At 69.2% G+C, this 21,265-nt stretch carries 20 protein-coding genes; 12 read left to right on the top strand and 8 right to left on the bottom strand.

Annotation, left to right across the window (positions count from 1 at the left end):
* Position 1: 1 nt before the first annotated feature.
* The 4 genes from ACFLIM_RS10955 to ACFLIM_RS10940 are packed head-to-tail and all read right to left on the bottom strand — an operon-like array spanning position 2 to position 6,606.
* On the bottom strand, positions 2 to 1,078 hold the full coding sequence (locus tag ACFLIM_RS10955) for an alanine racemase (RefSeq protein ID WP_393164376.1): 1,077 nt from the start codon (positions 1,076 to 1,078) through the stop codon (positions 2 to 4).
* Between the two features lie 46 nt (positions 1,079 to 1,124).
* Positions 1,125 to 2,666, bottom strand: coding sequence for an N-acyl-D-amino-acid deacylase family protein (locus ACFLIM_RS10950; RefSeq protein ID WP_393164375.1), 1,542 nt, complete (start codon positions 2,664 to 2,666; stop codon positions 1,125 to 1,127).
* An 8-nt stretch (positions 2,667 to 2,674) separates the two neighbouring features.
* The gene (locus tag ACFLIM_RS10945; RefSeq protein ID WP_393164374.1) at positions 2,675 to 5,926 is read right to left on the bottom strand and encodes a DUF4153 domain-containing protein; all 3,252 of its coding nucleotides are present in this window, start codon (positions 5,924 to 5,926) and stop codon (positions 2,675 to 2,677) included.
* A complete protein-coding gene (locus ACFLIM_RS10940) occupies positions 5,923 to 6,606 on the bottom strand; it encodes a response regulator transcription factor (RefSeq protein WP_393164373.1) in 684 nt (227 codons plus the stop codon). Before ACFLIM_RS10940 ends, ACFLIM_RS10945 begins: the two co-directional genes overlap by 4 nt.
* Positions 6,607 to 6,678: 72 nt before the next feature.
* Here ACFLIM_RS10940 and ACFLIM_RS10935 point away from each other — a divergent pair, with 72 nt between their 5' ends.
* From ACFLIM_RS10935 to ACFLIM_RS10905, 7 genes are all read left to right on the top strand, one after another.
* Positions 6,679 to 7,533 (top strand): arylamine N-acetyltransferase family protein, encoded by an 855-nt coding sequence (locus tag ACFLIM_RS10935; protein WP_393164372.1) that lies wholly within the window; start codon positions 6,679 to 6,681, stop codon positions 7,531 to 7,533.
* A gap of 9 nt (positions 7,534 to 7,542) precedes the next feature.
* Positions 7,543 to 8,640 carry a protein kinase domain-containing protein gene (locus ACFLIM_RS10930; protein WP_393164371.1) on the top strand — a complete coding sequence of 366 codons (1,098 nt, stop codon included), beginning with the start codon at positions 7,543 to 7,545 and terminating at the stop codon, positions 8,638 to 8,640.
* Positions 8,641 to 8,788: 148 nt separating this feature from the next.
* The gene (locus tag ACFLIM_RS10925; RefSeq protein WP_393164370.1) at positions 8,789 to 9,166 is read left to right on the top strand and encodes a hypothetical protein; all 378 of its coding nucleotides are present in this window, start codon (positions 8,789 to 8,791) and stop codon (positions 9,164 to 9,166) included.
* Positions 9,166 to 9,681 (top strand): DUF6879 family protein, encoded by a 516-nt coding sequence (locus tag ACFLIM_RS10920; protein ID WP_393164369.1) that lies wholly within the window; start codon positions 9,166 to 9,168, stop codon positions 9,679 to 9,681. The genes ACFLIM_RS10925 and ACFLIM_RS10920 overlap by 1 nt, the downstream gene beginning before the upstream one ends.
* Positions 9,682 to 9,690: 9 nt before the next feature.
* Complete coding sequence (locus ACFLIM_RS10915; protein ID WP_393164368.1) at positions 9,691 to 10,539, top strand: helix-turn-helix domain-containing protein; 849 nt, start codon at positions 9,691 to 9,693, stop codon at positions 10,537 to 10,539.
* Positions 10,540 to 10,649: 110 nt separating this feature from the next.
* Positions 10,650 to 11,036, top strand: a complete 387-nt coding sequence (locus ACFLIM_RS10910; RefSeq protein WP_393164367.1) for a hypothetical protein — start codon at positions 10,650 to 10,652, stop codon at positions 11,034 to 11,036.
* Positions 11,037 to 11,527: 491 nt separating this feature from the next.
* The gene (locus ACFLIM_RS10905; protein ID WP_393164366.1) at positions 11,528 to 11,722 is read left to right on the top strand and encodes a hypothetical protein; all 195 of its coding nucleotides are present in this window, start codon (positions 11,528 to 11,530) and stop codon (positions 11,720 to 11,722) included.
* Between the two features lie 23 nt (positions 11,723 to 11,745).
* On the opposite strand, the gene ACFLIM_RS10900 is transcribed toward ACFLIM_RS10905, so the two are convergent.
* Positions 11,746 to 12,057 carry a DUF3817 domain-containing protein gene (locus ACFLIM_RS10900; protein WP_393164365.1) on the bottom strand — a complete coding sequence of 104 codons (312 nt, stop codon included), beginning with the start codon at positions 12,055 to 12,057 and terminating at the stop codon, positions 11,746 to 11,748.
* Positions 12,058 to 12,060: 3 nt separating this feature from the next.
* A complete protein-coding gene (locus ACFLIM_RS10895) occupies positions 12,061 to 12,843 on the bottom strand; it encodes an SURF1 family protein (protein WP_393164364.1) in 783 nt (260 codons plus the stop codon).
* A gap of 105 nt (positions 12,844 to 12,948) precedes the next feature.
* On the opposite strand from ACFLIM_RS10895, the gene ACFLIM_RS10890 reads away from it, so the two are divergent.
* The gene (locus ACFLIM_RS10890; protein WP_393164363.1) at positions 12,949 to 13,122 is read left to right on the top strand and encodes a hypothetical protein; all 174 of its coding nucleotides are present in this window, start codon (positions 12,949 to 12,951) and stop codon (positions 13,120 to 13,122) included.
* 137 nt (positions 13,123 to 13,259) lie between these two features.
* Positions 13,260 to 14,705, top strand: a complete 1,446-nt coding sequence (locus ACFLIM_RS10885; RefSeq protein WP_393164361.1) for a flavin-containing monooxygenase — start codon at positions 13,260 to 13,262, stop codon at positions 14,703 to 14,705.
* Here the strand turns inward: ACFLIM_RS10885 and ACFLIM_RS10880 are convergent.
* The gene (locus tag ACFLIM_RS10880) at positions 14,695 to 16,422 is read right to left on the bottom strand and encodes a gamma-glutamyltransferase family protein (RefSeq protein ID WP_393164359.1); all 1,728 of its coding nucleotides are present in this window, start codon (positions 16,420 to 16,422) and stop codon (positions 14,695 to 14,697) included. The two genes, ACFLIM_RS10885 and ACFLIM_RS10880, sit on opposite strands and share 11 nt — an antisense overlap.
* Positions 16,423 to 16,517: 95 nt before the next feature.
* Between ACFLIM_RS10880 and ACFLIM_RS10875 the strand changes: the two genes are divergently transcribed.
* From ACFLIM_RS10875 to ACFLIM_RS10865, 3 genes are read left to right on the top strand one after another with little or no spacing between them, the layout of a single operon-like run.
* The gene (locus ACFLIM_RS10875) at positions 16,518 to 17,624 is read left to right on the top strand and encodes a sensor histidine kinase (RefSeq protein ID WP_393164358.1); all 1,107 of its coding nucleotides are present in this window, start codon (positions 16,518 to 16,520) and stop codon (positions 17,622 to 17,624) included.
* Entirely contained in the window at positions 17,621 to 18,268 is a 648-nt protein-coding gene (locus ACFLIM_RS10870) for a response regulator transcription factor (protein ID WP_393164356.1), read from the top strand. Before ACFLIM_RS10875 ends, ACFLIM_RS10870 begins: the two co-directional genes overlap by 4 nt.
* A 52-nt stretch (positions 18,269 to 18,320) precedes the next feature.
* The gene (locus tag ACFLIM_RS10865; protein WP_393164354.1) at positions 18,321 to 19,799 is read left to right on the top strand and encodes an ATP-binding protein; all 1,479 of its coding nucleotides are present in this window, start codon (positions 18,321 to 18,323) and stop codon (positions 19,797 to 19,799) included.
* Here the strand turns inward: ACFLIM_RS10865 and ACFLIM_RS10860 are convergent.
* Complete coding sequence (locus ACFLIM_RS10860) at positions 19,796 to 21,214, bottom strand: FAD-dependent monooxygenase (protein WP_393164353.1); 1,419 nt, start codon at positions 21,212 to 21,214, stop codon at positions 19,796 to 19,798. The two genes, ACFLIM_RS10865 and ACFLIM_RS10860, sit on opposite strands and share 4 nt — an antisense overlap.
* Positions 21,215 to 21,265: the final 51 nt, after the last annotated feature.

Raw genomic sequence — 21,265 nt, 5'->3', positions numbered from 1 at the left:
CCTAGAAATTGGTGGTTATCGTGCCAACGACACGGTAGTCCCGGTCCACCAAGGGCAGCACCCGCCACTTGTCGAACGCCGTGCACGGATGGGAGATGCCGAAAGCCAGCAGGTCACCGGGCCTGAGCCCGTCGGCCCGCACGACGGTGTGCTGGTCCTGCATCTTCGTGATGGTCACGCCGCCGCGCCGCGGCACGGGCAGACCCTCGTCGTACGGCGCGTCCCGCTTGCCCATGCCCACGATCGCCAGCCCCGGCTCGGGTGTGGACAACACGTGCGCCCACACCTCCAGCGCCGGGTGCAACTCCCCCTCGATGCGGTTGAACGGGGTGCGCTCCCGGTAGTAGCCGTCGTCGTGGGTGACGTAGGCGCCGCTGCGCAGCAGGATCCTGGCCTGGGTGGTGACGAGCTTCCGCCCGATCACGTCGAACCACTGGCTGCCGCCCACGCTCAGGATCGGGTTCCGGACGCGGATGTACTCGACGGCCTCCTGCAGCGAGTCCAGATATTTCCGGACTTCTTCGCCGGTTTTCAGCCCGCCTTCGTACCCGGCCACCCCGGCCAGCTCGACACCCGGCACCGCCTGCACGTAGGACGCGAGCTTCAGCAGCTCGTCCAGGCTCCGGCAACCGGCCCGCCCGCCTTCGTGCCCCAGCTCCACCAGCACCCGGAACGGCCGGGACCCGGCGGATCGAGCGAGAATGTCCACCCCGGCCTCGGAGTCGACGAAGCTCAGCAACTCGAACCCGGGATCCCGCTCCAGCTCACCGGCCCCCCAGGCGAGCCCGGCGGGGTCGACGACCTGGTTGGCCACCATGAGCTTGCCGACCCCGAACCCCCGGACCACCTCGGCCTGCCGGGGCGTCGCGACGGTGAGCCCCCAGGCGCCCGCTTCGAGCTGAAGGGCGGCGATCTCAGCGGACATGTGCGTCTTGGCGTGCGGCGCCAGCTCCATCCCGTGGTCGCGCGCGAAGGCCGCCATCGTGGCGACGTTGTGCTCCAACGCGTCCCGATGCACCACCATCAGGGGAAAGCCGAGCGCCCCGCCGAAGACCGACTGCCCGAGAACTGCCTGCACAACATCCTCTTTCATCCGCGTCCGACCCTATCCCAACGCACCAGGGTCAAGATCGGAGCGCGCGCCCCGGCGTGGCCCCCGTCAGCTCTCCCCCGGCCAGCACGCGCACGCCGGACACGACCACGTCGTCGACGCCGGTCGCGAGCGTGCGCGGAGCCGCGTATGTCGCCCGGTCGGCCACCGTGTCCAGGTCGAAGACCACCACGTCGGCCACGAACCCGCCCCTGACCAGCCCCCGGTCCGCCAGCCCGAAGCGGCGGGCCGGATGCGAGGCCAGGTGCACCACGGCCTGCTCCCAGGTCCAGTCCGCCAGCTCCCTGACATGCCGGCCGAGGAACCTGGCGAACGCCCCGAAGCCCCGCGGATGCGGATGACCGCCCACGTATATCCCGTCGGAGCCGCCGGTGTGCGACGGGTGGCGCAGCATCGTGCGTACGGACTGCTCGCCCTCGGGACCCTCGTCGGGACGGGCGGTCACGACCCCGGCCTCCAGCCGCGTCTCTGTCAGGAGGCGGCGGCAGAACTCCGCGGACTCCACCCCGGCCCGCTCGGCCGCCGCCACCATGGTCAGGCCCTCGGCCCACTCCAGCCCGGGCGCGTGCGAGACGGTCAGGCGGGGCCAGGTGTCCACGAGCGTCGGCCACCAGTCGTCCAGCTCCCGCGAGGCGATCATCTCCAGGGCGCGGCCGGGCTCGGCGCCGGGCACGGACGGCGGCAGCACGACCATCGCCAGGATCGTGTTGCCCCGCAGGTAAGGATAGGTGTCGAAGGTCAGGTCCACGCCCTTGCCGAGCGCCTCCTCGACCAGCGGCAGCAGCACGGGGGCGGGCCCGTGCAGGTGCGAGACGTGTACGGCGGCGCCGGAACGCTCGGCGATCTCCACGACCTCCGCCATCCCCGTCGCCGCCCTGGCACCGTAGGCCCGCATATGGGTGACGTACGGGAGCCCGCCGAGCGGCTCGCACAGCGCGGCCAGCTCCTCGGCCGAGGCGTAGCGGCCCGGCAGGTATTCGAGCCCGCTCGACAACCCGGCCGCGCCCTCCGCCAATCCCCGCTCGACGTGCCGCACCATCTTCGCCAGGTCGTCACGCGAGGCAGGATCGGGCGACGGCCCCATGACGTCGTAGCGGATGGTGCCGTGGGGCAGCAAGTAGGCCGTGTTCAACGCCACCGCGCGGTCATAACCACCGAGCAACTCGCCCACGGTCAGCGCCCCTCCGGACGGCGGGTTTCCCGGCAGAGGCCCGTTGACGGCCGCGAAGTAACGAGCGGCATAGGCGACGGTCGCGGCGGAACCGGGCGCGTAGGACAGACCATCCTGCCCAAGCACGAACGTGGTCACCCCCTGCCGAAGCGCCGCCCGCTGCACGGCCGGCTCGAAGACGGCCGAATCGCCATGGGCGTGGCAGTCCACGAAGCCGGGCGCGACGAACCGCCCCGTCGCGTCGATCACGGTCTCGGCCTGCGCGCCGTCCAGCCTCCCGACCGCCGCGATCCGGTCGCCGCCGATCGCCACGTCCGCCCGGTACGGCGGGGCGCCCGTCCCGTCGAGCACCCGGCCGCCGCTGATGACTACGTCGAACCTCACCCCAGGATTCAATCAGAGCCGCGGAAGGACACCCCGCCGCACTGCGCCGACTTGTCGATGGGCCGCTCGGCCAGCAGGTCGCGGGCCTGGGAGCGGGCCAGGTTCCAGCCGTTCCAGGGGTCGGGGCGGTCCAGGCCGTTGGCCGCGACCACGTCGGCGAGCACGCAACTACGCTGCGGCTCCGGCAGCCGGTCGAGGGCCGGGACCGCCTCCGCCCCGAGGTCGCCGAGGTAGTCGGAGTCCATCTTGGTGACGCCGCGCACCTCCACCTGCGTGTACGCGACCCGGAGGTCGGGGTTCACGATCGCGAACGCGCCCAGGCCGAGCCCGGTGACCAGCACGATCGTACGAGGCAGCCAGCCGGAGCCGCGACCGGCGAGCCGTACCGCCCCCGCGAGCAGCACCAGCGCGAACACCGCGCCCAGCCACCAGACCGTGGCCTGCACGGACAGGCGCAACCTGGACAGGCCGTAGGCGTCGGTGTAGAGGTTCATCCGGTGCAGGGCGGAGGCCAGCACCACTATGGTCAGCCCGCACAACACGCCGAGCAGGACGGCCAGCAGCCAGCGTTCGCGGCGCTCGACCTTGAGCAGCCCGCCGGCCACCGCCACGATCCCCAGCACGAACACGCTGACCACCACGAGCTGGAAGAAGCCCTGCCTGGCGTATTCGGCGTAGGTCAGCCCCGCCGTCTTCAGCACCCAGGTGTTGCCGCCGAACAGCGCCGTGATCTGCACCGCCACGAACGACGCGAACAGCAGGTTCACCGCCGTCAACGGCACGAACCAGACGCTCGTGCTCACTCTGAACTTGGCCTCGGGCCCCACGGGATCGACCACGGGCCTGAGCGCGACCAGCACCACGGCGGCCAGCAGCACCGCGACCAGCACGAACAGGAAGATCCGCACCGGCGCCGAGTCCGCCCAGGCCGGCGCGGTGGTCAGCCGCTCCAGGTAGGAGGCGAACACCGCGTCCGCCGAGGCGAACAGCAGCCCGAACACCACCAGCAGCACCGCCGTGATGGTCAGCGCGGCCAGCATCGGCATGATCCGCCGCTTGGCCGTCAGCCGCTTCAGCGGCTTGGCCAGCAACCACGGCACGGGTCCCAGCGCGAGCAGCACGGACACGCCGCCCCTGATCACGCCGAGCCAACCGGCCCCGGCCCCGGACACCGCCAGCGCGCCCAGCCCGGCCCCCGCCACGAGCAGGATCGCCACCAGCCAGTCGGCGTCACGCACCGCCGCCATGGAGATCAGCAGGTACGCCGTCACCCCGAACGCCACCGTCCACGGCGTCATCCGCCGCACCACCGCGGGCAGCGCCGCCGCGCCCAGCACCATGGCGACCAGCACAATCCCCAGGCCGACCTGCGCCTCCGGCAGCGCCACGGCGGCGAACACCCCGGCCCCCGCCGCAGCGGGCAACAGCCAGCGGGGCGGCTCGGGCAGCTCGGGCCTGGGGAAGAGCGGCGGCGGCACGTACGGGGGCGGCGGCCCAGCCTGACCCCGATACGCCGCCGTCCCCTGCGCCGCCCCCTCGGCCATCCCCTGGGCTGCCACATGGGCCGTCGCCTGGCCCGCCGCATGAGCTGTCCCCTGAGCCGCCACAGGGGCCGCCCCCTGGCCCGCCGCATACGCTGACCCCTGGGCCGCCGCATGGTAGACCGCCGCCGCCCGGCGCCCTGAGCCCGCGCCCAGCGCCGCTCCGACCGCGCCCAGGGCCGCCGTGCACAGGACGAGGGTGACGAGGGCCATCCCATCGCCGACGGTCACGCTGACGAACACGGCGGCGAACAACCCGACCAGGAACCCGACCAGCACCCCGATGACCCCACCACCGACCATCCTGGCCAGCCCCCCACCAGCGGGCGGCCCGTACCCGGGCACCCCAGCGGGCGCGAGCTTCCCTACGGGCGCGAACGCGGGCGACGTCACGACGCCCGCACCCGCTCCGCCTGCGACCTCGGCTCCAACACCCTGAACTCCCCCACTCGCCGAATCGCCCCCGGCACCCTGACGCCCCTCAGTCGCGAGCCCCGCCGCATTCCCGCCGGACGCCACCGCTCCGGCCACCAACTCGCCCCCGGCACTCCGACCGCCCTCGGCCGCCGGCTCGGCCGGGGCGCCGCGACCGGCTCCCGCCGGATCGGCCTCAGCCGCCGCGTCCCTCACCACCGGCATCGCGTCATCCACCGCGCGAAGCGGAGCCACCAGCTCCGGCACCCGCTCGTCCCCCCTGCTCCGCTCACCCTCCAACGGCGCGTCCGACATCGTCGTCCTCCCTGGTAGATCGACGACCATGCGGCATCCCGCGCAGTCGTCGATGCGAATGGAACCCCCGTGCAACTCGACGATCTCCTTCACGATGGCCAGCCCCAGCCCGGCGCCCCCGGAGTCGGCCGCCCGGCCGGCGTCCAGCCGGGAGAAGCGCTCGAACACGCGCCCCCTGGCCGACGCCGGGATCCCGGGTCCCTGGTCGGCGACGACCACGCGCACCTCGGCCCCTTCCGCCTCGCCCGCGACGGTCACCACTCCGTCCGGGGGACTGTGCCGTACCGCGTTGTCGAGGAGGTTGGCCAGGACCTGCGCGAGCAGGTCGGGGTCGGCGCGCACCACGAGGTCGCCGGGGACCGACGGGCGGATCGTGACGTCCTCGCGGGCCAGCCCCACCTCGCGCACCGCCTGCTCGATCAGCGGCGCCAGCTCGATCGCCTCCGGCTCGATCAGGCGCACGCCGGAGTCCAGCCGCGACAGGTCGAGGAGTTGCGCCACGAGGCGGCCGAGGCGCTCGGTCTGGGCGAGCGCGGTCCGCATGGTGACGGGGTCGGGCGCGGAGACGCCGTCGACGACGTTCTCCAGGACGGCGCGCAGGCCGGTGATGGGGGTGCGGAGCTCGTGGCTGACGTTCGCGACGAGCTCGCGCCGCTGCCGGTCCACCTCGCCGAGGTCGGCCGCCATCGCGTTGAACGCCCTGGCCAACTCCCCCACCTCGTCCCTTGAGGTGGCGCTGACGCGCAACGTGTAGCTGCCCTTGGCGATCGTCTGTGCGGCGCTGGCCATCTGGCGCAGCGGCTTGGTCATGCCCATGGCCAGCACCTGCACCATGATCAACGCCAGGATCACGGCGACCGCGATGCGCACCTCGCGGGAGAGGCCGGAGTTGATGCCGACCTCGTTCACCACGAACGCCGTCCCCACGGCCAGCACGATCACGATGCCGAGCTTGACCTTGATCCGGCCGAGGAAGTCGAGCGGCCTCATCGGCGTACCAGGGCGTAGCCGACGCCGTGCACCGTGCGTACCACGTCGGAGCCCAGCTTGCGGCGCAGCGCCCGTACGTGGCTGTCCACGGTCCTGGTCGCGGCGGCCTCCGAGAAGCCCCACACGTCGGACAGCAGCCGATCGCGCTCGAAGACCTGCCCGGGCCGCTCGGCCAGGCGGCGCAGCAGGTCGAACTCGGTCCTGGTGAGCTGCGCCTCGACGCCGCGCACGAACACCCTGCGGGCCGCGGTGTCGATCTCCACCTCGCCCACCCTGATCACCGTGTCCTCGACCGCGAGCTGGGCCGCCCGCTCGACCCGGCGCAGCAGCGCGTGGATCCTGGCCACCAGCTCGCGCATGCTGAACGGCTTGGCCAGGTAGTCGTCCGCCCCGACCCCCAGCCCGACCAGCACGTCGGTCTCCTCGCCGAGCGCGGTCAGCATGAGCACCGGCACCGGCCTGGCCGCCTGCATCCGGCGGCACACCTCTAACCCGTCGAGCCCCGGCAGCAGCCGGTCGAGGATCACCAGGTCGGGCTCCGCCCTGCCGTACTGGATGAGGGCGTCCTGCCCGTCGCCCGCCACCCTGACGTCGAAGCCCTCGGCGGCCAGCCTGTTCCGTACGGCCAGCGCGATCGTCACATCGTCCTCGACCACGAGGATGCGTCGCTGCTCTGCCACGTACGAAAGCCTAGAAGCGCACTGTGCAGACGACACTCCTAAAGTTGTGCATATACGGTGCAGACTTGGCGGGTGAACACAGCCGGATACCTCCGCCGCCTCGGCCTCCCCCACCTGCTCAACGCCCCCACCAGCGCGGAGAGCCTGCGGGCGCTCCACGTCGCCCACGTCGAGAAGGTCTCGTACGAGGCGCTGGAGATCTGGCTGGGCCGCCCGACCACCGTCGATCCCGTCGAGTCGGCCGAGCGCATCATCCGGGGCCGCGGCGGCTACTGCTACCACCTCAACGGCGCGTTCTCCGAGCTGGTCAGGGCACTCGGCTACGACGTGACCAGGCACGTCGGCGGCGTCCAGAACAGAGGCGGCGAACCCGGCATCACCGCCAACCACCTGGTCCTCACCGCCCGCGGCCTTCCCTCTGAGTCCAACCCTGGGGGCGAGTGGCTGGTCGACCTCGGACTCGGCGACGCCCTGCACGAGCCGCTCCCGCTGGTCGCGGGCACGTACCAGCAAGGACCTTTCCAGTACGTCCTGCGCCCGTCGGAGATCGCGCCGGGCGGCTGGCGATTCGACCACGATCCGAGTGGTTCGTTCAAGGGCATGGACTTCGGCCTGACCCCCACCAACATGTCCGCATTTATCAATATGCACGAGCATTTGACGACGGCACCGACGTCCGGGTTCGTCCGCACGGCCACGGTCCAGCGGCGCGACGCGACCGGTGTGGACGTCCTGCGGGGGCTCGTACTCTCCCGCATCGGGAACGGCGCCCGCTCGGTCACCCTGGACACCGCGCGGGACTACTACGCGGCGCTGGCGGACGTGTTCCTGCTGCCGCTGGACGACGTGAGCGCCGAGGAGAAGGACAAGTTGTGGCGCAAACTGCACGACGCCCACGAGGCCTGGCTGGTCGGCGACCCGGCGTGATGGCCTTGCGTGCGGACGGACGCTATCGTGCCCCTCGACATGGGTGAGACCGGGAAACTCGCCGGGCGCTACCGGCTGCTGAACCCCCTGGGCGCGGGATCCGTACGCCTGGCCTTCGACGAGGCGGGGCACCGTGACGTCGCGGTCAGGCAGTTGCGGGTCCCCGCCGAGTTGCGCGACGCCGCGCTGGACGAGGCGCGCAGGGCCGGCAGGCTGCGGCATCCCCTGATCGTGCGGGTGCTCGACGTGGTGGTCGAGGACGGGACGCCGTGGCTGGTCATGGAGTTCGTCTCGGGGGCGTCGCTGGAGCAGACCGTACGCTCGCGCCACCCGCTCCCCGTCGCGCAGGCGGCCAGGGTGGGCGTCTGCCTCCTGTCCGCGCTGACGGCCGCGCACGAGGCGGGAATCGTGCACGGGCGGGTCGATCCGGGCAACGTCCTGCTCACCCCGACGGGCCGGGCCGTGCTCACGGGGTTCGGCTTCCCGAGCCTCAGCATGTTGCCCTCCGCCGACCTCTGGTCATTGGCCGCCACACTGCACTTCGCCATCGAGGGCCGCCCACCCGGCCAGGTCCCCGCCGAGGGCCCCGACCCACTCAGATCGCTGGTCAGAGCGATGCTGCACCCTTCCGGCCCACCGCCGCTCGAAGTGGTACACGAGACCCTCGAACGACTGGCCGTGGACCGGCCACTCGACACGGTCATCGAAGCATCAGGCCCGCTGCCACCCGCCGACGTGGCCGCGCTCGGCCTGGCCGTACTCGACCGCCTCCAGGCCGGGGGCGAGTTCCACGGCGGCGTGCAACCGGGCAACATCCTGATCTCCCCAGCCGGCCAGGCAACGCTGATCCCGCTCCTCAGAACGGGAACGCTCCCGGCCTACACGGCCCCGGAAGCCGCCCACACCCTGACCGCCGACCTATGGTCCCTGGGCGCCACCCTCTTCACCGCCATCGAGGGCTCACCCCCGGCCCCGGGGGCATCACTGACGAGAGCAGGCGCCCTGGCCCCCGTCCTGTTCCGCCTCCTGTCCGGCAACCCCTTGGAACGTCCCACCCCGGACGAACTCCGCCGCGAACTCCTCACGATCACCAGCGAACGCGTCTGACCGTACGCGGTGATCGGTCAACACATCGTCCGCACGCCTGCCAGGTGCACCAGGGCCTTCCTACGCGGAGAGTTGACGTTGCAGCGGAAGCGGCTGAGGATCGTGGCGTAGTGCAACAGTAGGCAACCAGCACACAGGAGGCCGAAGGATGAACCTAAGATTCCTCGGAACGACCTCAGGCGGCGGCCAGAGTCCCACGCTCTACTCCACCGACCGCGACAGCTACGTCGTGCAGGGCTGGATCGTCACCGATCCCGAGATTCTCGCGACACTCAGCATGACCGATGAAGAGACCTGCGTAGAAGTACCCGCCCGCCTTTTCAAGTACCTCGAACAAGACGGCGTCAAGGGAAGATTGGCCGGTCAGGCACCGCCGATCGTCCACGCCACGGAGAACGGCAACTACATAGTTCAGGGAACGCGAGTACACGACGCCGAAGCGCTCTCTCAAATGCGTATCCCCGATCACGAGACCTGCCTGGAGATTACCAAGGCGCACGTGCTGGCTCTGGTCGAAGGAAACTGATGGAGCCGATCAGTTACGAACAGTTCAAGACCATGTTCGCGTCGAGCCACCGCGCCTGGCATCTAGAAATGAGAGATGTCTACCGGGTCGAAGCGGAAGACCTCCCTTTCGCGAAATGGCTGAAGGGAGAGCACGACGACTTCAAGTGGTTTCAGGAGTGGCTGGACCACATACGCGAAATGACGCGGGAAGGCGTCAAGATCGAACGGCTTCGCATAGTTACGGAGCCACACACAGATTACATTCGATGGGAAGCAAGCCTCAGCCCGCGCAATATCGAAGCAGGCGAAGAAATCCGATACCTCACGCGGCAAGCAGTGGCCGACATCCCACTCCCCGCAGAGGACTGCTGGCTGTTCGACGATGACCGACTGGTACTCAGCCTGTTCAAGCCGGACGGCCGCTCTGGTGGGTTCGCCGTGGAGGGCGACCCGGCGTTGGTCGATCAGTACCGAAGGGTCCGGGATCTTACCTGGTCACGAGCCACTCCATACGAGTTCTACACGACCGAATAAGCTCTACCTGTGTCTACTCCTGCCCGCCAGGCTCGCGAAGCATTCGGCCTACGACTGCGAGAAATTCGGACTGACTCCGGCCTGACGGGCAGGGCTCTAGCGGCCCTGGCCGGGTGGCACTACACCAAGGTATCCAAGCTTGAGCATGGCGTCTTGAAGGCGTCTGAAGAAGATGTTCGCGCCTGGTGCCGATTTTGTAACGCGGCAGATCAGGTCGCCGAGCTGATCGCCACAGTACGTTCGATCGACACCATGTTCGTCGAGTGGCGCCGGCAACTTCGATCGGGAACCAGGCAGCGCCAGAAGGAAAGCGTGCGCTTCGAAGCAGAAACGCATCTTTTCCGTAGCTTCGAGTCTTGCATGGTCCCTGGACTGCTCCAGACCGCCGCGTACGCCGAAGCCATGTTGCGGCAGTGGACGGACTTCCACGACATCCCCGACGACGTGGAAGCGGGCGTAGCAGCGCGCATGGAGCGGCAACAGATCCTCTATCGCGGCGATCGCAGGTTTCATCTGATCTTCTCGGAGCAGGTGCTACTACTCGGAGTGGTGGAACCCGATGTCCTGGCGGGTCAGTTGGATCGGCTGTTGGGGATGTCGGTGCTGCCCCGTGTACATATGGGAATAATCCCGACTCGGGCCGATCACGGCTATTTGCCGCTGCACGGGTTCTGGATTCTCGACACTCGAGAAGTATTGATCGAAACCTTCTCAGCGGAAGTCAAGCTCACTCAGCCGAAAGAGATCGCCGTATACGCGAAGGCATTTGAGCAACTTGAGAAGTCTGCTATCTATGGGCGTGCAGCGCGCACATTGATCACTAATGCCCTTGCACTCTTGGAGGACGCGGCCGAATAGTTTTGCAACACTGTGCAACACCCTTGATGCGGCGGATCAGTGGCTCCTACCGTCGAGACATGCCCGCAGGACAGAACACACGACCGCAGCCCGGCAAGGGAGGCACGCTCATGGTTCACACCACAACGTCAGAGGTTCGTGAGACCGGCCCGTGGATCAACACCCTTGATCCAGGTAACGCCGTCGCCGCCCGCCGGCTCGCCCGCAGCGAGAACGTGCACGTGTGCGAACTGGCCAACCCCGACCAGGTCACCGAGGTGTCCGGCCTGGTGTGGGCAAGGTTTCTCGACAGGGTGAAGGACAACGACTACCAGCCCGCCACCTACGGCAACCTCGTGATCTTCACCATTGAGCCGCACCCGAAGCCGATCATCACGACACTGGTCAACTGGCAGCTCTTCACCTACGCGGTGAGCAAGGGCCATTTCGACAAGTTGCCCCCTGTCGAGATCGGGCTCAGTCGCGGCACATGGCAGTCCGCTGAGAGCCTCGTATGAGGTTGCTGGAGACGCACAGTCGTTCTGATTGCGCTGCCGCCCCCTCACGTCCCACAGACCGCATGCGGCCAGCCGTCCACCTTCCCCGCAGGGTCAACCGGGCTGGTCGTACCTGTCCCTGGTGATGCCGTTTCTGGATAACGGCCCTGCCGCCGACGCCAGGGGACCGGCCCCCGCCGCAGACCGTATGTGGCGGGGGCCGCCGTCGTGACCGCGCGGGCCGGTGGCGGTGACGTGGGAATGAGACAGGCCCCGACCCGCAAGCCGCGGGCCTGTCCTGCGCCACCGAACACAGCGCCCTCGGATGTGCTGATGGCGTCCCTGATCCTGCTGCCTTCTCGGCTCGCACGACAGGGCTGCGTCCTGTCGGTGATCGGGCAACGATTGCGATACATCGCGAACGGAACCCTAGCGTGGCTCCACTCGTTGGACAGGGGACGCAGAATGTGGGAGAGGCGGGGCGTGCGCTCCGCGTTCGGAGGAAGTTGAGGATGTCGCCAGTCCAGAAGTACGCCATTGGCGCAGGCGCCGCGGTTTTGCTCTCGCTGATCTTCTTCGGGGCCGGATGGATCACCCTGCTGGTAATCCTCGGCGTGGTCGCCGCCCCGGTGGTCGGTTACCTGATGCTCGACCCGTCGCAGCGCGAGCGGCTCAAGAGAGCCCGCAGACGCGGCATCGGCAGCTGAGCCCCGGCGGCGGGGGCCGGAATTCAGGCCTCCGCCGCGGCCAGCGCGGTGTGCACGCGCTGGGTCACCCTGCGCTCGACGTAGAACGACAGGAACGGCACCGTGCCCCCGAGCATGACGCCGAGCATGTACGGCCAGTTCCAGCGTGCCTTCATGCCCAGGTTCATGACGGCGATCAGATAGATCATGTAGAGCCCGCCGTGAATGGGAGCGACGACCTTCGACATCGCCGGGTTGCCGAAGCCGTAACGCAGCACCATGGCGGTGCAGAGCACGAGCAGCATGACGCCCACCACGTACGCGAGCACCCGGAAGGGCTTCAGAGCCGATTCCACCGATTAACCTTCCAGAACCATCTCAGGGGACTTGCCACGGTCCCGATCAGTCCGTACGGCATCGCGTACGAAGTGGAACCACATGAAAACCGCGAACCCCGCAAAAATCCACCAGTTCGCGGCATAAGCCAGGTTACGCCAGGTCAGCGTGCCACCCACGGCCGGCGGATCGACCGCGACCTGGGTCAGCGAGCCGGACGGCGGTTGTGCCACGACATAGCCGGTGCGCACCTTCTGCCCGCTCCACAGGTTGACCAGCTCGCCCGTGGACACCGTCTGCACCTGGCCGGTGGGCAGGCCCTCGGCGCGCCGCTGCACGCTGTCGGTGCCCTGCTGCGGCCGCAGCCGCCCGGCCACCGTGACCCTGCCCTGCGGCACGGCCGCCACCGCGGGGTCGTCGGCCCTGGCCGTCCAGCCCCGCACCACCGGCACCAGCGTGCCGTCGTTGAGTCTGAGCGGGGTTAGCACCCAGTAGCCGTCGTCCCGCGAGACGTTGCCGCCTGGCGCGTCGACGTCGGCGCGCCGGTCGGCGACCAGGAGCTGGCGACCGGCGTCGTAGACGCCCTCCGCCGTGACCCTGCGGCCCACCGACTCGCCGGTCAGTTGTGACCCGGTCTGGGCGAGCGTGGCGACCGCGACAGGCCCGGGATCCGTGGAGGCGCGCGGCTTTCCCGAATCTTGGAAGACGCCGAGCTGCCAGCGCCCCAGCAGGATGAACGCGACCAGGACCCCGAGCGTCAACAAGTGCAACCCCATGACGCGAGGGGAGAGCAGGGTCCTGAGCATGCTTCAAAGCTATCCGCCAGGTGGGGCGGTCCCCTAATCAGCCCATCCCTGCAGATCCCGCCAAACGCCGCAAAAGGCGCAAGCGCTCACGCTAGGCTGCTGGCCATGTCTGACCAGCATATCGACCCGGCGGGCAACACCCAGCAGTTCCGCGCATTCGCGAACGCTCGCGAGCAGGAAGCCGCTGCCAAGCCCAAGAAGTCGCCTCTCGTGCCCATCATCGCGGTCGTCGTCGTGATCGCGATCATCGGCGTCGCCGCCTTCCTCCTCCTCCAGTAGCCGCCAGAGAGGACGACCCCGCCGCGGAGGCCGTGGCGGGTTCTCGTCGTTGCCGGATGTGACATGTCTCACTCTGGACCCGCCCGGGAAGCGCTCATTACATTGGACATGAGATCCAATAAGCGCCGGGAGGTCCAGTGAGTTTAGTGATCATCGGCTCCGGTTTCGCCGGGATCGGCATGGCCATCAAGCTCAAGGAAGCCGGATACCACGACTTCGTCATCCTGGAGAAGGCCGGCGAACTGGGCGGTACCTGGCGCGACAACACCTATCCCGGCTGCGCCTGCGACGTGCCGTCGCACATGTACTCGTACTCCTACGAGCTGAACCCCGACTGGTCCCGGATGTTCTCCCCGCAAGAGGAGATCTGGGACTACATGCGCTCGTGCGCCGACAAATACGGCATCACCCCCCACATCCGGTACGGCAAGCAGGTCGTCGCCCTCGAGTACGACGACGCCAAGCGGGACTGGTCGGTCACCACGGACGACGGGGCGACGATACGCACGAATGCGGTCGTCTCGGCCATCGGCGCCCTCCATATCCCGAAATTTCCCGAAATTTCGGGACGCGAGGCCTTCCGCGGCCCCGCCTTCCACTCCGCCGAATGGGACCACTCGGTCGACCTGACCGGCAAGCGCGTCGCCGTCATCGGCACCGGCGCCTCCGCCGTCCAGTTCGTCCCCCAGCTCGCCCCCATCGTCAGCGAGCTGACCGTTTTCCAGCGCACACCTCCGTGGATCCACCCCAAACCGGACTTCGCCTTCTCCGCAGGCATGCGCAAGATCCTGCGCCTGCCGGGGATGGCCAGGACCATGCGCGGCGGCATCTACTGGGCCCTGGAGTCGAGAGCGCTCGGCTTCGTCGTGGACCCGCGCCTGATGAAGGTCCACGAGCTGCTGGCGCTCCGGCACCTCGAAGCCCAGGTCCCCGACCCGGCCCTGCGCCGCGAGCTCACCCCGGACTACGTGATCGGCTGCAAGCGCCTGCTCATCTCCAGCGACTACTACCCGGCTCTGACCAGGGAAAATGTCTCGCTGGTCACCGACGGCATCGCCGAGATCAGAGAGCACTCGATCGTGGACGCCGCCGGCGTCGAGCACGAGGTCGACGTGATCGTCTACGGCACCGGCTTCAAGGTGGTGGACGCGCTCGCCGACCAGCGCATCGTCGGCAGGGGCGGCCTGAAGATCCAGGACGCCTGGCAGGACGGCATAGAAGCCTACTACGGGATCACCACCGCGGGCTTCCCGAACCTGTTCTTCCTGCTCGGCCCCAACACGGGCCTCGGGCACAACTCGGTCGTGTTCATGATCGAATCGCAGGTCCGCTACGTCATGGACTGCCTTCGCCTGCTCTCCAGGACCCAGGCCAGGGCCATCGACGTCCGGCCGGGGGCACAGCGGGCGTTCAACCGGCGGCTGCACGAGCGGCTCGACCCCCTGGTGTGGAACGCCGGCGGCTGCAAGTCCTGGTATCTGGACGAGCACGGAGTGAACCGGACGATCTGGCCGGGCTTCACCTTCGAGTACTGGGCGCGTACCAGAAAGGTGAAACCCGGCGCGTACGAGCTCATCTACTAGGCGTCACCACCAAGGCGCTGCCGCCGCCGCGACGGACCGGCTCGGCCACGGACTGTACGCGGCCCCGCCCGAGGAACTCGAGCGCCGTGGCGGCCCCGATCTCCGGGTTCGGCGCGAAGCTGTGCCCGCGGGCTTCGAGTTCGGCCTGATACTTGGCCAGGAACGCCGGCTCGGCCTGCGTTTGCGCGGTGTTGCGCTGGGTGGCGCGCGGCGCGGCGAGCGCGTCCGGCAGGCTCATGCCGAACTCGTACCGGTTGACCAGGATCTGCAGCACGGTCGTGATGATGGTCGAGCCGCCGGGCGAGCCGGCCGCCAGCACCGGCTTGCCGTGGTCGAACACCAACGTCGGCGCCATCGACGAGCGCGGCCGCTTCGCAGGCCCTGGCAGGTTCGGGTCGCCGGGCGCCGGGCCGAACGTGAAGTCGGTCAGCTCGTTGTTGAGCAGCACGCCGCGGCCGGGCACCACGATGCCGTTGCCGCCGGTGGACTCGATGGTCAGGTTGTAGGCGATCACGTTGCCCCAGCGGTCGGCGACGACCAGATGGGTGGTCTCGGGGCCTTCGTCCGCGATCGGGGTGGCGCTGCCCGTGGGCTGGGCGCAGGGCCCGTACGTGCCGTCCGGGCTGCCGGGCGCGGCCGGGTGGGCCATCGCCCTGTCGCCGATCTGGCAGGCCCGCTCCTTGGCGAAACCGTCGGACAGCAACTCCTTCAGCGGCACGCCGGGGATGTCGCCGACGTACGCGCCGCGGTCGGCGAAGGCCAGCCTGGACGCCTCCAGGTATTCGTGCAGGCCCACGTCGGGCAGGGCTTCGAGGATGTTGAGCGCTTCCCCGACCGTCGATCCGCCGGAGGACGGGGGCGCCATGCCGTACACGTCCAGGCCGTTGTAGGTGACCTTGGTGGGCTCTCGGAGGAGGGCGCGGTAGGCGCGCAGGTCGGACAGCTCCATCAGGCCGGGCCGGACGTTGCGGGTGCTGCCCGGGGTGACCGGCGGCTGCTTGACGGTGGCCACGATCTCCTTGCCGAGCTGCCCGCCGTACAACCAGTCTGGACCGCGTTTGCCCAGCTCGCGGTAGGTGGCGGCGAGCTCGGGGTTCTTGAAGGTCGAGCCGACGGGCGGCGGCGCGCCGTTCGGGAGGTAGAGCTTGGCCGTGGAGGTGAAGTCCTTGAAGCGGGCGGCGTTGGCGGCGGTCTGGTCGAAGAAGGTCTGGTCCACGACGAAGCCCTTGGAGGCCACCTCGATCGCGGGCTGGAGTGCCTGTTTGAGCGAGATCGTGCCGAATTTGCGAAGTGCTAGGTCCCAGTTGGCAGTAGTGCCGGGCACTCCGGCCGACAGGCCGCTGGTGACGCCCTCGTCGAACGGGATGCCCTCGAACGTGGTCGGGCCCATGGCCTTCGGAGCGGCCTCGCGGCCGTCGATCGTGAAGACCTTACGCTGCTTGGCGTCGTAGTAGACCATGAAGCCGCCGCCGGTCAGGCCCGACGAGTACGGCTCCGTGACGCCGAGCACCGCGCCCGCGGCGACGGCGGCGTCCACGGCGTTGCCGCCCTTCCTGAGCACGGCGATGGCGGCCTTGCTGGCGTCGAGGTCGACGGTGGCGACGGCGCCGCCGTACCCCTCGGCGACCGGTACTTTCTGTTGCGGCTCCGCCAGTGCGGGAGGTGCCGACACGAGCGAGAGGAGGACTGCTGCTGCGGGAACGATCACTCGGCGCATGGTCTCCACAATGACCCACCTACCCCAGCCGCGGTAGGGCCCCCTCACACGCTCGGATGATGCGCTGGTCAGTAGGGCTGATCTAGCGTAGAGGCGTGCGCAGGAAGTACGGATTCGACCCCTATCTCGCCCTGATAGTGGCCGCCGCCCAGATGGTGATCGGCAAGGGCGCCTCCTGGGGGCAGCAGACCTTCAGGGAGCCGCTCGACCCCTATGCCTACGCGTTGCTGCTGGTCGGGCCGCTGGCGATCCTGCTGCACCGCCGCTTCCCGCTGCTCACGGCCATCGCCGCGCTCGCCGCGTCCGACCTCTTCCTACTCCGTGGGTACGCCTACGGCCCGAGCTTCATCAGCCTGGGAGCCGTGCTGTTCCTGCTGGTCACGCGCGGCAAGAGGCTGATCGCCTGGATCATGGCCGGGGCGACGCTCGCGTCCTTCCTCATCTACGCCTGGCTGGTCGGCAACAGCGACCTCTTCCACGGCGTGTGGATCATCACCTTCATCACGCTGTTCATGGTCGTGGCCGAGCTGGTCAGGATCGTCAAGGAGCGCAGGGCCGAGCGCGAGCGCATCGCCGAGGAGGAGGGCAGGCGGCAGGCCAGCGAGGAGCGCCTGACCATGGCGCAGGAGTTGCACGACGTGCTCGCGCACAACATCTCGCTCATCCACGTCCAGGCGTCGACCGCACTGCACCTCATCGACGCCAACCCCGAGCAGGCCAGAACCGCTCTGTCCACCATCAAGACGGCGTCCAAGGAGGTTCTCGGTGAGATGCGCTCAGTTCTGAACGTCCTTCGCGAGGGCGCCCCCCGCTCCCCCACCGCCGGGCTCGACCGCCTCGACGAGCTCGTCGAACGCTCCGGGCTGAAGGTGTCGCTCAAACACGTCGGCTCGCGGCCGCTGCCGCCCCAGGTCGAGCGGGCCGCGTACCGGATCGTGCAGGAGTCGCTCACCAACGCCGCCCGCCACGCACCCGGCTCCGCTGTGAGCGTGCGCCTGGAGTACGGCGAGGAGGAGCTGGTCATCCAGGTGAGCGACACCGGCGCGACCACGGCTCCGGTACTGTCCGAGGCGGGCAGCGGCAACGGCATCCCCGGCATGCGCGAGCGGGCCTCCGCGCTGGGCGGCACCCTCGTCGCAGGGCCGTCAGGCACGGGTTTCCAGGTCGAGGCCCGGCTGCCACTACCCGAGGAGACCTCATGATCAAGGTGCTGCTGGCCGACGACCAGGCGCTGGTCCGGGCGGGGTTCAAGGCCCTGCTCGACGCCCAGCCGGACATGACCGTGGTGGCCGAGGCGTCCGACGGCGCGGAGGCGGTCCGGCTGGCGGGCCGGCACCAGCCGGACGTGGTGCTGATGGACATCCGCATGCCGGGCACCGACGGCCTGACCGCCACCCGCCAGATGCCGCCGGGGCCGCACATCATCATCCTGACGACGTTCGAGCTGGACGAATACGTCTTCGAGGCGCTGCGCGGCGGGGCCAGCGGCTTCCTGGTCAAGGACACCGAGCCGGCCGAGCTGATCCAGGCGGTGCGGGTGGTGGCGGCGGGCGAGGCGCTGCTGTCGCCCAGCGTGACCCGCCGTCTGATCGCCGAGTACGCCTCCCGCGCCAAGGAGCCGATCGCCGCCGACGGCCTCGACCAGCTCACCGAACGCGAACGCGAGGTGCTCGCCCTGGTCGGGACCGGGATGACCAACGACGAGATCGCGGCCAAGCTGTTCATGTCCCCCGCCACGGCCAAGACCCATGTGAGCCGGGCGATGATGAAACTGCACGCCCGGGACCGCGCCCAACTCGTCGTCATCGCGTACGAGTCGGGGTTGGTCAAGCCGGGCTGGCTCTGACGCTTAGCCAAAATCCAGTTAGGCTAACTGGATTTTGGCTAGCATGTCTGACGTGGACGTCATCAAGCCCGATGGGGTGTTCGACCGAGCTCACGAGTGGGACGACCTCGTCCAGTTCACCGGCGACCCCGCCCCTGGCCTGCGCATCGGCGTCGTTCGTGGGAGACGTCGGCATGGCAAGTCCTTCCTGCTGGAGCACCTGTGTGAAGCGGTGAACGGGGTTTACACCGTGGCTCTCAGGCAGAGCAGAACCATGGCACTGGCGCGATTCTCCGATTCCCTGTCACAGTCCCTGGGCTACCAACTCGGCAACTTTCCCAACTGGGTGGTCGCGCTCGACACCGCGGTGGACGCGCTGTCACGTCGGCCGGGCGCTCATCCCCCGCTGCTGGTCCTGGACGAGTTCCCCTATCTGGCGGATCACTCCCCCGAGTTGCCCTCGGCCATCCAGGCGCTCTACGACCAACGCGGGCCGCGTAAAGGTCATCCGCCTTTCAAGCTCATCCTGTGCGGCTCGGCGATCTCCGTCATGTCCACCCTCCTCGCCGGGGATCAGGCGCTACGCGGACGCGCGGTCCTCGACCTGCGCATCGGGCAGTTCCGCTTCCGCGACGCGGCGAATTACTGGGACGCGGAACCGCAGACCGCCTTCCTCATCGACTCGGTGCTGGGCGGTGCCCCCGGCTATCGCGACGTCGTGGGCGACGCGCCGGAACCTGGTGCGGACGGGTTGTTCCACTGGCTGGAACGGAGCATCCTCAACCCCTCGCACATTCTGTTCACCGAACCCGACTACCTCCTCGCGGAGGACCCACGCATCCGCGACCGTGCCATCTACAACGCGATCTGGTGGGCGGTCGCCATGGGCGCGACTTCCCCCACCCAGATCGGCGGCTTGGTCGGCATGGATGCCAAGGCCCTCACCTATCACCTGAACGTCATGAGAGACGGCGGCTTCATCCGCACCGAACAAGATCTCCTACGGCAGCGCCGCCCCACGATCACCATCGCCGACCCCGCCGTCCGATTCCACAACCTGATCGTCCAGCCGAACGTCAGCGCCCTGGAAATGCGTCAGGCTCGCGTGGTGTGGGACCGTTCGCGCAAGACGTTCTCCGACAAGATCCTCGGGCCACACTTCGAAGAGGCCGCCCGTACCTGGGTGCGCTGGTACGGCGCGGAGGCCGGGCTCGACGACATCGGCCAGGTCGGCACGACCGAAGTCGCCTGCCGCGAACACCGTGGTCACGAGGTGGACATCATCGCCATCAGCCGAACTGCGCTGGCCCGGTCGAAGGGCGCGCGGATCACCCTTCTGGGCGAGGCGAAGTGCACCAACAAGGCCCGTACGATAGCCGACCTCCGCCGGCTGGAGCACATCCGCGATCTGCTCACGGGTCTCGGCTGGGATGCCGAACACGCTTTGCCGGCGATCTTCTCCAGGGCGGGTTTCCCGTCCGAGCTGGAGACGGCCGCCGCCAAGGGACAGGTCCGTCTCCTCGATCTCGAGTCCATGTACGCGCCCGGCTAACCGAACCAGGCGGAGACCGCTTCGGGCATGCCTGGCGTGCCTGCCCAGGCCACGTAGCCGTCGGGGCGGATGAGGAGGGCGTCGGCGGGTGGGGCGGCGCAGGTCGCCTTGACCACGTCGATCCAGCCGTTTCCGTCCGGTTCGGCGCCGCCGCCCAGGTCGAGCAGCACGGGGCGGCCCGCGCGCATGAGCTCGGCCACCCGGCGCCCGTCCGCCAGCGCCAGGTCGGGGACGAACCGGCCGACCAGGGGATGCGACGCGGAGCCGTACCGGACGCCAGAGTCCTGCAGCAGCCCGGCCAGGTGGCGTGCGGGCTGCTCGAAGGCGAACACCTCGGCGAGCAGCGCGCGCAGCGCCTCGCCGTCCTCGCCCGCCGCGCGGTCGATCGCCGCTTGCGCGCGGGACTGCATGAGGGTGACCTCGCCGACCGGCCGGCGTTCGGACTCGTACGTGTCCAGCAGCGCGTCGGACGCCCGGCCGCGGAGCCTGGCGGCCAGCTTCCAGCCGAGGTTGACCGCGTCGGTCATGCCGACGTTGAGCGCCGAGCCGCCCGCCGGGAACAGGTGCGCGGCGTCCCCAGCCAGGAACACCCGTCCGGCCCGGTACCGCTCGGCCAGTCTGGCCTGCACGACCGTGCTCGACAGCCAGATCGGCTCACCGAGCGACAGGTCCCGGCCCAGGACGCGGCGCACGGCCGCGTGGAGGTCGTCCAGCGTCACGGGCCCGTCCTGGAGCTCGCCCTTCTCCCGCACGCCGGCGATGAGCACGCCGTGCTGGAGTGAGGTGAGCAGCAGGCGGCCGCGTGGCGTCCGGTTCCAGCCCGGCTCCAGGCCGTCCAGCTGCGGGGACTCGAACGGGCTCGCGTCGCCCACCGCCTTGAAGTGGCCGAACCACAGCACCTCGTCGTCGGTGGTGCCGGGGAAGGCGATCCCGGCCTGTTCGCGGACGAGGCTGCGGCCCCCGTCGCAACCCACCACGTAGCGGGCCCGTACGAGTGCGCCGTCGACGTCGAGCGTCACTCCTTCCTCATCCTGGGAGAGCGAAAGAACCTCGTATCCCCGCCTGATCTCGACCCCGAGCCCGGCCGCCCGCTCGGCCAGCAGCCGCTCCAGCCGCGGCTGCTGGATCAGCAGCAACCGCAGCGGCAGGTCGTCGATCCCGGCGAACCGCAGCGGCACCCCGCCGAACGGGAACCCGGGCGCCCGGCCCGAGAACGCGCTGCCCTCGCTGAACCGCTCCAGCAGGCCGCGGTGGTCGAGTAAGTCGACGATCTGCCCGCTGAGGCCGTTGGCCCTGGGCAGTTCGCTCGGCTCCGGTCTCTTCTCCAGCACGATCGGGCGGATTCCCGACAGGCTCAGCTCGCACGCGAGCATGAGCCCCACGGGCCCGGCCCCTACGATCAGCACATCTTCCATGTTCGTCAGGCTAGATTGACAGATCCGCGTCTGTCAAGCTAGCCTGACAGC

Origin of the sequence: Nonomuraea marmarensis, assembly GCF_043197025.1 — a bacterium.
Classification (GTDB): domain Bacteria; phylum Actinomycetota; class Actinomycetes; order Streptosporangiales; family Streptosporangiaceae; genus Nonomuraea; species Nonomuraea marmarensis.
Note: the sequence above shows the minus strand (reverse complement) of the source record. Positions and strands in the feature narration are given on the sequence as shown.